Source organism: Pseudomonas sp. Pseusp97 (assembly GCF_047304025.1).
Lineage (GTDB): Bacteria > Pseudomonadota > Gammaproteobacteria > Pseudomonadales > Pseudomonadaceae > Pseudomonas.
The window spans coordinates 1-10,361 of sequence record NZ_JBGLYK010000201.1; the positions used below are offsets into that span (position 1 = coordinate 1).

Sequence of the window (10,361 nt, forward strand, 5' to 3'; positions counted from 1 at the left end):
GCCGGCCATCACGCCGGGGAAGATCGCCGGCAGCAGTACGCGGCGCGCGGTGATGAACCACCCGGCGCCCAGGTCGATGGAGGCTTCGAGGATCGAGTAGTCGAAGTGCTTGAGCCGGGTGCGCACCACCGCGCAGACGAAGGCGATGTTGAACACCACGTGGCTGAGGATGATCGAGTGCAGCCCCAGGCTCATCTTCAGCAGGTTGAAGAAGCTCAGCAGCGCGATGGCCAGGACGATGTCGGGGATGATCATCGGCGCCATCAGCAGGGTGTCGGCGAGGTTCGCGCCTTTCCTGCCGGGGTTGTTGCGGGCGCGCATCTCCACCCCGAGGGCGAGGAGCGTGCCCAGCACGCAGGCGATGAAGGTGGAGGTCAGCGCGACGATCAGGGTGTTCAGCGCCGCGTGCTGGATCGAGGCATTGGCCAGCAGCTTGGCGTACCACTTCAGCGAGGCGCCACCCCAGGCGGTGGGCAGGCCGCTGGCGTTGAACGACAGCAGGATCAGCACCAGGATCGGTACATAAAGGAAGGCATACACCAGCCACAGGTGCGTGCCGAGGGCGATGCCGGAAGAATTACGCATGACGTTCGCCCTCCGCGCCCTGGGCCCGGCGCGAGACCATGGCCTGGATGAACAGCAGCAGCATCATGATGCCGATCAGGAAGAAGCTCAGCGCCGCGCCGAACGGCCAGTCCCGCGCGGTGAGGAACTGCGCGTAGATCAGGTTGCCGACCATCTGCACCTGCTTGCCGCCGAGCAGGTCGGCGGTGATGAAGTTGCCGATGGAGAGCACGAAGACGAACACCGCGCCGGCGGCTACTCCCGGCACCGACAGCGGCAGGATCACCCGGCGGAAGGTGGTCCAGCCGGACGCGCCGAGGTCGCGGGAGGCTTCCCAGAGTTCGTTGTCGATGCGCGACAGCGAGCTGTAGATGGCGAGGATGACGAAGGGGATGTAGTTGTAGACCAGCCCGAGCACCACGGTGGCATCGGTGTACAGCAGGCTGATCGGTTCGCCGCTGTAGCCCAGCAGGCTGAACAGGCGATTGAGCAGGCCTTCGCGGTTGAGCAGCACGATCCAGGCGTAGGTGCGGATCAGGTAGTTGCTCCAGAACGGCAGCATCACCAGGAACAGGTACACCGCCTGGCGACGCGGCGTAGTGCGGGTGATCGCGTAGGCAGCCGGGTAGCCGATGAGCACCGCGAACAGCATGGCCAGGCCGGCGATCTTCGCCGAGCGCAGGAGGATGTCGAGGTACAGCGGGTCCACCGCGCGGCGGTAGTTTTCCCAGGTGAACACGTAGTCGATGCCGCCATAGGCACCGCGCTCGAGGAAGCTGTAGACCAGCACCAGAAGGCACGGCAGCAGCAGGAACAGGGCCAGCCAGCCAAGGCCGGGCGCGAGCAGCCAGGCCGAGAGTTTCCGGTCGGCGGACAAAGCGGTCATGCGTAGTTCCCCCAACCCCACGCCAGGCGGGGTGCTTCAGGGTTATTCCGGAGAGTTTGCGGGGCGCCGGCGCGGCGCCCCATCGGCCTTACTGCGCCGCCATGATCTCGGTCACCGCGCGGGTGTAAGCCTTCTGCGTGGACCCGCCGACGTCACGCAACTGCTGCTGCTTGACCAACTTGGCCGGCGTGGTGGTGAGGTTCGGGTACTTGGCCAGCAGGTCCGGCTTGAGCGTCGCCATCGCCGCCTGGTTGGGCACTTTGTAGAGGATGTTCTCGGCGACCCAGGCGTGGTTTGCCGGCTCCAGCATGTAGTTGATGAAGCGGTACGCGGCGTCGGGGTTCTTCGAGCTCTTCAGCACGACCATGGTGTCCACCCAGAGGTCGGAACCCTCCTTGGGCACCACGAACTTGATCGACTCGTTGGCCTGGGTGCCGTAGTTGCACCAGCCGTCCCAGGCGTGAGCCATCAGCGCTTCGCCCGAGGCCAGCTTGGAGTAGAAGGTGGTGTCGTCGAAGGACAGCAGGCGCTTCTTGGTGGCGATCAGCTGGTCGCGCACCGCGTTGATCTGGTCCGGGTTGCCGTCGTTGACCGACCACCCGTTGGCCAGGAAGCCCGCGCCCAGCAGCCAGCGGTCGGTGGCGAGCATGGTGGTCTTGCCCTTGAGGGCATCGGAGGGCTTGAGCAGGTCGCTCCAGCTGGACGGCGCCGGGCTGACCTTGTCCGAGCGGTAGCAGATGCCGGTAGTGCCCCAGGTGTAGGGCACGGAGAAGTGGTTGCCGACGTCGTACTCGAGCTTCTGCGCTTCGGGGTAGAGATTCTTCAGGTTCGGCACCTTGGCCGGATCGATCTCGGCGAGCAGGCCCTGCTTGTGCAGTATCTCGGCGAAGGGCGAGGAAACGAACACCACGTCATAGCCTTCGCCGCCGGAGGCCATGAGTTTGCCCATGATTTCTTCGTTGGTGGCGTGCAGGGATTTGTCGGCTTCGAGCCCGGTGGCTTTCTGGAACTTCTCCAGGTTGTCCGGGGCCATGTAGCCGTCCCAGATGGAGATCACCAGATCCTTGGCGCTGGCCGTGGTGGCGGACAGCGTGAGTGCGAGGGTTGCCCCTGCGTAGAGCATGGTCTTCAGCTTCATCTTGCGCACCTGACGATTGATTGTTGTTGTGTCGACGGCAGCGGAACGAAAAGCGTACTACATGTCTTTTTTTCAAAATAAAAACCGAACAACTGGCGAAGTCAACCATTTCTTGCATTCTTGTTGGAGCACCCACGCTGTGGCATAACGGGTCGCCCTGAATCCTGGGCCTGCTGGAGAGCTCCCGCTTGAGCAAGGACATCGAGAAAAGACCCCGTACCAACCACCTGGAACTGGCCCGGCGGATCATCGAGCACGCCCAGGACACAGGACTGGGCGATGGCGACGGGCTCTCCGAGCAGCAACTGGCGCGCACCTTCGGCGTATCGCGCACGCTGATCCGCGCAGGGCTGGACCTGCTGCTGGAACAGCAACTGGTGGCCCACGAGCCGGGCAAGGGTTATCGCCTCGCCGCCGACCCTTCCGCCCAGGTGCTCGGCCCCGCCCTGCCCCAGGCCGAGGAACAGGCGCTGGCCGCCTCGGTGCTGCGAGACCGGATGGCCGGGCGGCTGGGCAACAGCCTCAGCGCCAGCGAGCTGATGCGCCGCTACGACATCAGCCGCGCGGCCGCGCAGAAGGTGCTCGCGCAGCTCAGCGAAGACCAGGTGCTGGAGCGCGGCGCCGGGCAGAGCTGGTCGTTCCGCCCGCTGCTGAACAACCTCGCGGCGCTGGAAGACAGCCTGCGCTACCGCCTGATCCTCGAGCCGGAGGCGCTGCTGGCGCCCGGCTTCGATCCCGACCTTGCGCGCCTAGCCCTGCTGCGCGGCGCCATGGAAGAACTGCTCGGCGCCCCCATCGAACGCTTCGATGTGGCGCAGTTCCGCGAGCTGGACATCGGCTTCCACGAGCTGATCGCCCAGGGCTGCGGCAACCGCTTCGTCGGCGACGCCCTGCTGCAGCACCAGCGCCTGCGCCGCCTGCCCAACCTGCTGCCGATGGTCAGCGTGCACCGCCTGCAGGAAGCCCTGCGCGAGCACCTGCGGATCATCGAGCAGATCGAGCGCGGCCAGCTGGAAGTCGCCGCCGACCTGATGCGGCTGCACCTGCGACTGTCCTTCGCGCAACGTCCGCAGACCGCCAACCGCGGCATTCCGCAGTCGTTCGCCCTGGGGCGTCGCTGATTATTTTTAATTCACCGTGTTTTTTTTAACGAAAAAATGCAGTATCAGTTTCACGCAATGCCCGTGAGCAACACCCGGATGTGCCCATGACGCAAAGAACAAGAACCATCGCCTTCTTCCCCGAGGCCAGCTTCGGCGCCGCGCTGAACTGCATCGGCATCGCCCAGGCCCTGCGCGAGCTCGGCGCCCGCCCGGTGTTCATCTGCCATGCGCACTTCCAGGGCATCTTCGCCGAGTACGGTTTCGCCGAGTACCCGCTGCAACTGGACTCGCCGCTGTCCGCCGCCGACCACCAGCACTACTGGGAGCGTTTCATCGAGCGCAACGTGCCCTACTTCGACCAGTCGCCCCTGGCGCAGATCGACAGCTACGTGGCGCCGGCCTGGGAAGCCATCATCGACACCGCCATCGAGTCGGAGAAGCCGCTGCAGCAGTTGCTCGCCCGGCTCAAGCCCGATGCCATCGTGCTGGACAACGTGGTCAGCTTCCCGGCCATCGCCGCCGCCGGCTGCCCCTGGGTGCGCATGGTGTCGTGCGCGGAAACCGAACTGCCCGACGCCGCCGTGCCGCCCTATCTGTCCGGCGCCAGCAGCAGCGATGCGCAGGCCTGCGCCACCTACCGCGAGCACTATCTGCAGGCCACGAAGCCGGCGCACGAGCGCTTCGCCCGCTTCCTCGCCGAGTGCGGTCACCCGCCCCTGCCCGCCGGCCAGTTCCTCGAGGATTCGCCCTGGCTCAATCTGCTGCTGTCGCCGACGCCGGTACGCTACGAGCGCGAAAAACCGCTGTCCGTCGAGCGCTACCTGTACCTCGACGGCTGCGTGCGCAGCGAGGCGCCTTACATCCCGCCGCAGTTCCCCCGGCATGACGACGCGCCGCTGATCTACGTGAGCTTCGGCAGCCTGGGCGCCGCCGACGTGGCGATGATGCGCCGGCTGATCGACGCCGTGGCGCAGCTACCCTACCGCTTCCTGATCAACGTCGGCGCCTACCGCGAGCACTACGATACGGTGCCGGACAACGTCTACCTCGACAGCTGGTTCCCCCAGCCGGCAGTGCTGCGCGAGTGCCAGCTGTTCATCCACCACGGCGGCAACAACAGCTTCTGCGAAGCGCTGTATTTCGGCCTGCCGTCGGTGATCATCCCTTACTGCTGGGACGGTCACGACAACGCCCGGCGCGCCGAGGAAGTCGGCGTGGCGCGCTACCTGCCGCGCTTCGAGGAGCCACTGGCGGCATTGCCCGCGGCCCTCGCCGAACTGCTCGCGGACAAGGCCATGGCGCAACGCCTGGCCGCCGTACGCGAGCAGATGCAGGCCTCGCGTGGTACCGAGGCGGCGGCGCGGGCGATCCTGGATATCTGTTCGGACTAATCCCGGGCCTTTCGATCACGCCAGGTCCATCCGCCTACGGATGGGCCGCCGCTCCCTCGCCGCCTCATGCCGGACGCGAGACAGCAGCGCCTTCGATTTGCACATCGCCATAAAAATTGTAGAGTTACCTACTTCTTACGTTTGGAGCTCTACAAATTGCCTTGGCTCCTCCTGGTTCTCGGCCTTCCCACCGCGAACGCCACTGAGCGCATGCGTGCCTGGCGCGCCCTCAAGGCTTGCGGAGCGGCGGTGCTGCGCGACGGCGTCTACCTGTTGCCCGAACACAGCACAGGCCGCGAGGCACTCGAGGCGATTGAACGCGAGGTGCTCGCCATCAACGGCACGGCCCACCTGTTCTCCCTCGACGCACCCGAACAGCGCTTCGCTGCGCTGTTCGACCGCAGCGAGGAATACAGCCGGCTTCAGGAGCAGATCGCCCTTTGCCGGGATGAGGTGAACGCAGAAAACGCCCTGCAAAAGGCGCGGCAGGTGCGCAAGCTGCGCAAGGCGTTCAGCCAATTGGCGGTGATCGACTTCTTCCCCGGCGAAGCCAAGCCGCTCACCGAGTCGGCACTCCAGGAGCTGGAGACCGCCATCAGCCGTGCGCTTTCCACCGACGAGCCCTGCTCCAGCGCAGAGTCGATTGCCATCCGCGACCTGGGCGACTACCAGGGGCGGCGCTGGGCCACGCGCAAACGGCCCTGGGTGGATCGCCTGGCGAGCGCCTGGTTGATCCAGCGCTTCATCGACCCGCAGGCACACATCCTCTGGCTGGACGCCCCGGGCGACTGTCCCAGCGACGCACTGGGCTTCGACTTCGACGGTGCCACCTTCAGCCATGTCGGACAGCACGTCACGTTCGAAACCCTGCTGGCCAGCTTCCAGCTTGAAGGTTCTGCCCTCAAACGCATCGCCGCGGTCGTGCATTACCTCGACATTGGCGGCGCCCAGCCCGCCGAAGCCTCCGGCGTCGAGCGGGTGCTGGCGGGCCTGCGCGATAACATCAGCGACGACGATATGCTTCTGCACACGGCCGGTCACCTGTTCGATGGCCTCCTGGCCGCCTTCGCCAACGACGAGAAAAACCATGACTGAATTCACCCTGCAGAACGGCGAAAAAGCAGCGCAACCCCCGGAGCCCATCGGCCTGTTCGAGGCCTTCCTGTTCTGGCTGAAACTGGGCTTCATCAGCTTCGGCGGGCCGGCGGGGCAGATCGCGATCATGCACCAGGAGCTGGTGGAGCGCCGCCGCTGGATCAGCGAACGGCGCTTCCTTCATGCCCTCAACTACTGCATGTTGCTGCCCGGCCCCGAAGCCCAGCAACTGGCTACCTACATCGGCTGGCTGATGCATCGCACCTGGGGCGGAGTCATCGCCGGGGCGCTGTTCGTGCTGCCCTCGCTGTTCATTCTGATCGGGCTGTCGTGGGTCTATATCGCCTTCGGCGAAGTGCCGGTGGTTGCCGGCATCTTCTACGGCATCAAGCCCGCGGTGACGGCCATCGTGCTCCACGCGGCCCATCGCATCGGCTCGCGGGCGTTGAAGAACGGTTGGCTGTGGGCGATAGCCGGGGCGTCCTTCGTGGCCATCTTCGCGCTCAACGTGCCCTTCCCGCTGATCGTGCTGATAGCGGCCGTGCTGGGCTACCTGGGCGGACGCTGGCTGCCGGGCCACTTCGTCATCGGCGGCGGACACGGCGCCGCGAAGGCCAGTTATGGCCCGGCGGTGATCGACGACGACACGCCTACACCCGCGCACGCGCGCTTCCGCTGGCAGCATCTGCTGCGGCTGGTGGCGATCGGCGCCGCACTGTGGGTTCTGCCCATGGCCCTGCTGACGGCCGTTTTCGGCTGGAGCGGCACGCTGACCCAGATGGGCTGGTTCTTTACCAAGGCCGCACTGCTGACCTTCGGCGGGGCCTACGCGGTGCTGCCCTACGTCTACCAGGGCGCGGTCGGCCACTATGGCTGGCTGTCGCCGACGCAGATGATCGATGGCCTGGCCCTGGGCGAAACCACGCCCGGCCCGCTGATCATGGTGGTGGCCTTCGTCGGCTTCGTCGGCGGCTACGTCCATCCGATGTTCGGCGCCGATCACGCCTTCCTCGCCGGCGCCGTCGCCGCCAGCCTGGTCAGCTGGTTCACCTTCCTGCCGTCGTTCCTGTTCATCCTCGCCGGCGGCCCGCTGGTGGAGTCGACGCACAACGAGCTGAAATTCACTGCGCCGCTGACCGGCGTCACCGCCGCCGTGGTCGGCGTGATCCTCAATCTCGCGCTGTTCTTCGGCTACCACGTGCTCTGGCCGCAAGGCTTCGCGGGCGCGTTCGACTGGCCCTCGGCCCTGATCGCGATTGCCGCGGCGGTTGCGCTGTTCCGCTTCAAGCGCGGGGTTATCCAGGTGCTGCTGGGCTGCGCGCTCGCGGGTCTGGCGGTGCATCTGCTGCGCGGCTGAGAGCAGCGCCATCGGCAGGCGCAGGGAATAATTACCGGCAGGCCATAAGCTTATGCCCAAAGGTTCTGCAAGATTTCCCCGCCTCGCTCCACAGACACCTCAGCGGACCTGCGTGACGGTCCGACCCACTGAGCTGTCTGGGAGACCCTATGCCATCTTTGCCGCCTCTCGATGCGCCGCCGGCGCATGCCTGGGAGCACCTGCGCGCCGCCCTGGAGCGCGACCGATTCGGGCTCGGCGAATGGCCGACCTGGCTGCTGCTGGTCGGCGTCCAGGCGAGCTGGTTCGCCCTGCTGCTGGTCAGCCCCTGGCTGGGAATATGGCCGACAACCCTTCTGCTGATCCCCGTCGTCGCGCTGTGGATGTCGGTGCAGCATGAACTCATGCATGGTCACCCGACCCGCCTGCCGTGGCTCAACAAGTTGCTGGGCTACTGCCCCTATGCGCTCTGGTACCCCTATGCGCTTTACCGTGACAGCCATCTGGTCCACCACCGTGACGAACAACTGACCCTGCCCGGCATCGACCCGGAAAGCCGCTACGTCGATCCCTCCCGCTGGTACCTGCTGCGCTTGCCCAGCCGCGTTTTGCGCTGGGCGGACAAGACGGTGCTGGGGCGCCTGCTGATCGGCGCGCCGATAGCCCTCTGCGGCCTCGCCAGCGAGGAAGGCCGCCGACTGCGGCACGGGGATCGACGCGCCTGGCTGATGTGGTCGGTTCACGGCACACTGTGCGTGGCGCTGCTGGCCTTCATCGAGCATTTCAGCGTGTTGTCCGCCCTGCACTACGTCGTCTGGGTCAGCGTCCCGGCGCTTGGCCTGGGCATGCTGCGGTCCTTCTACGAGCACCGCCCCGCTGCCGCGCCGGAGCAGCGCAGCGTGCTCAACGAAGCAGGCTGGCCCTGGCGCTGGCTGTTCCTCAACCTCAATCTGCACCTGGTCCACCATGACCTGCCCTGGGCTCCCTGGTATCGCCTGCCTCAACTGTACTTTGCGCATCGCGATTACTGGCTGCAGCGCAGTGGAGGCTTCCTCGTGCGCGGCTACGGTGAACTGATCCGCCGCCACGCCGTGCGGCCCGTGGACAGCCCGCGCCATCCCTTCGCCACAACGGAGCCGACGGCATGACCCTGGCCATTGCCGAACTGTCGATGTACACGGCCCCCGAAGTCATCCGCAACGCCAGCGAAGCATGGATCACGCACACGCTGGAACTGCTGGGCGTGCGCCGCGAAAGATGGCACGACGAGGATCTGCACGCGCTGTTCCTGACACCGGACCTGCTCTTCACTCAGACCTGCGGCTATCCACTGATGACGGCGTTGCGTGGCAGGGTCCGGCTGATCGGCCGGCCGGACTTCGACCTGCCGCACAGCGCCGGGGGCGAGCATTGCAGCCTGCTGCTGGTGCGCGAGGACGAACAGCGCAACGACCTCCAGGCCCTGCGCGGCAGCCGGGGCGCCGCCAACAATCCCGACTCCAACACCGGCATGAACCTGCTGCGCCACGCGCTGGCACCCTGGCAGCACGGCGGCCGCTATTTCAGCGAACTGCATTGGAGCGGCAGCCACCGCCAGAGCCTGGCGTGGCTGCGCGAAGGCAGGGTCGACCTGATCGCGGTGGACAGCGTGACCTTCGCCTATCTCGCCCTCCACTCGCCGGACGAAACCAGCGGGGTGCGCCTGCTGCAACGCAGCGCACCGAGCCCCACCCTGCCCTACATCTCGTCCGCCGACGCGGCACAGGCGCAGGACCTGCGCGAAGCCCTCAACCTGGCGCTGGACCAGCGCCCGGATATAGCCGCCACGCTGCATATCCGCCGCGTCCTGCCGGCGGTGGAGGCGGACTACGAGGTGCTGCTGGACTATCAGCGCGAGGCCGTAGAACAGGGCCTGCCTGAGCTGCATCCCGGACGCTGACGGCCCCTGCGCAGAACATTCTTTGGTTATAAACATCTATTACAAAGCTATTTTTAAAGAATAAGACGCCTTGCTAGGATGCCTCCACCGGAACACCGGACTCCCTCGCATCACTCTCGTTTCTGGAGCCGTCATGTCCGGTGCCGACAATTCCCATGGCCAGTACGTTGGCCTGCTGTTCCGCCAGCACTACGACTGGCTGCAGGGCCGCCTGCGCCGGCACCTGGAATCCGGCGCCAGCGCCGAGGACCTGGCGGCGGAGACCTTCGTCCAGCTGCTGGCCAGCCCGGTGCTGGCGCCGATCCGCGAACCGCGCGCCCTGCTCACCACCATCGCCCGTCGCCTGCTGTTCCAGCTCTGGCGCCGCCGCGACCTGGAGCGCGCCTATCTGCAGAGCCTCGATCCGGAGGCCGCCGACGAGCGTTCCCCCGAGCAGATCGCCGAACTGCTGGAGGCGCTGCAGCGCATCGACCAGTTGCTCGACGGCCTGCCAGCCAAGGTCAAGGCGACTTTCCTGCTGTCGCAGATCGACGGCCTGACCTATCCGGAAATCGCCCGCACCCTGGGTATCTCCCAACGCTCGGTCAGCGACTACATGGCCAGGGCCTTGCAGCGCTGCCTCAAGGCGAGCCTGTCATGACCCGCGAACAGGAACAGGCGCTGCTGATCGAGCAGGCCACCCGCTGGCTGGTGCTGCTGCGCTCCGGCCACGCCAGTGGCGAAGACTGGCAGGCGTTCGCCGCCTGGCGCGAGCAGGACCTGCGCCACCGGCAACTCTGCGAGCAGCTGGAACACACCCTCGGCGCCTTCCGCGTGGCCCAGGCCCAAGGCGTGCGCGGCGAGCAACTGCAGCGCACCCTGAGCGCCGCCGGAGCCAGTCGTCGCCGTCTGCTGCGCGGAGCGCTGGTC

The 10,361-nt window shown here is 66.3% G+C and carries 11 protein-coding genes; 8 read left to right on the forward strand and 3 right to left on the reverse strand.

The genetic code is table 11. The features are described 5' to 3' along the window. The 3 genes from ACCC94_RS23815 to ACCC94_RS23825 all read right to left on the reverse strand — a co-directional run. Positions 1-585: ABC transporter permease (locus tag ACCC94_RS23815; RefSeq protein WP_413352073.1), on the reverse strand; the 585-nt coding region annotated here is incomplete at its 3' end. Further along, entirely contained in the window at positions 578-1,450 is an 873-nt protein-coding gene (locus tag ACCC94_RS23820) for an ABC transporter permease (RefSeq protein ID WP_045207607.1), read from the reverse strand. The genes ACCC94_RS23820 and ACCC94_RS23815, both read right to left, overlap by 8 nt. Before the next feature lie 88 nt (positions 1,451-1,538). Continuing rightward, positions 1,539-2,588 carry a spermidine/putrescine ABC transporter substrate-binding protein gene (locus tag ACCC94_RS23825; protein WP_413352074.1) on the reverse strand — a complete coding sequence of 350 codons (1,050 nt, stop codon included), beginning with the start codon at positions 2,586-2,588 and terminating at the stop codon, positions 1,539-1,541. Between the two features lie 188 nt (positions 2,589-2,776). On the opposite strand from ACCC94_RS23825, the gene ACCC94_RS23830 reads away from it, so the two are divergent. The 8 genes from ACCC94_RS23830 to ACCC94_RS23865 form a co-directional block, all read left to right on the forward strand. After that, positions 2,777-3,709, forward strand: coding sequence for an FCD domain-containing protein (locus ACCC94_RS23830; RefSeq protein ID WP_413352075.1), 933 nt, complete (start codon positions 2,777-2,779; stop codon positions 3,707-3,709). Positions 3,710-3,795: 86 nt separating this feature from the next. After that, positions 3,796-5,082, forward strand: a complete 1,287-nt coding sequence (locus tag ACCC94_RS23835; protein ID WP_413352076.1) for a glycosyltransferase — start codon at positions 3,796-3,798, stop codon at positions 5,080-5,082. Between the two features lie 210 nt (positions 5,083-5,292). Then, positions 5,293-6,177: a chromate resistance protein ChrB domain-containing protein gene (locus tag ACCC94_RS23840; protein ID WP_413352077.1), complete on the forward strand. Its 885-nt coding sequence runs from the start codon at positions 5,293-5,295 to the stop codon at positions 6,175-6,177. Next, positions 6,170-7,534 (forward strand): chromate efflux transporter, encoded by a 1,365-nt coding sequence (gene chrA / locus ACCC94_RS23845; RefSeq protein ID WP_413352078.1) that lies wholly within the window; start codon positions 6,170-6,172, stop codon positions 7,532-7,534. The genes ACCC94_RS23840 and chrA overlap by 8 nt, the downstream gene beginning before the upstream one ends. 149 nt (positions 7,535-7,683) lie before the next feature. After that, entirely contained in the window at positions 7,684-8,661 is a 978-nt protein-coding gene (locus ACCC94_RS23850) for a fatty acid desaturase (RefSeq protein WP_413352079.1), read from the forward strand. After that, positions 8,658-9,452, forward strand: coding sequence for a phosphate/phosphite/phosphonate ABC transporter substrate-binding protein (locus ACCC94_RS23855; RefSeq protein WP_413352080.1), 795 nt, complete (start codon positions 8,658-8,660; stop codon positions 9,450-9,452). Before ACCC94_RS23850 ends, ACCC94_RS23855 begins: the two co-directional genes overlap by 4 nt. A 133-nt stretch (positions 9,453-9,585) precedes the next feature. Continuing rightward, positions 9,586-10,092, forward strand: coding sequence for a sigma-70 family RNA polymerase sigma factor (locus tag ACCC94_RS23860; protein WP_413352082.1), 507 nt, complete (start codon positions 9,586-9,588; stop codon positions 10,090-10,092). Next, positions 10,089-10,361, forward strand: a 273-nt coding sequence (locus tag ACCC94_RS23865; protein ID WP_413352083.1) for a DUF4880 domain-containing protein, incomplete at its 3' end; no start/stop codon positions are given. The genes ACCC94_RS23860 and ACCC94_RS23865, both read left to right, overlap by 4 nt.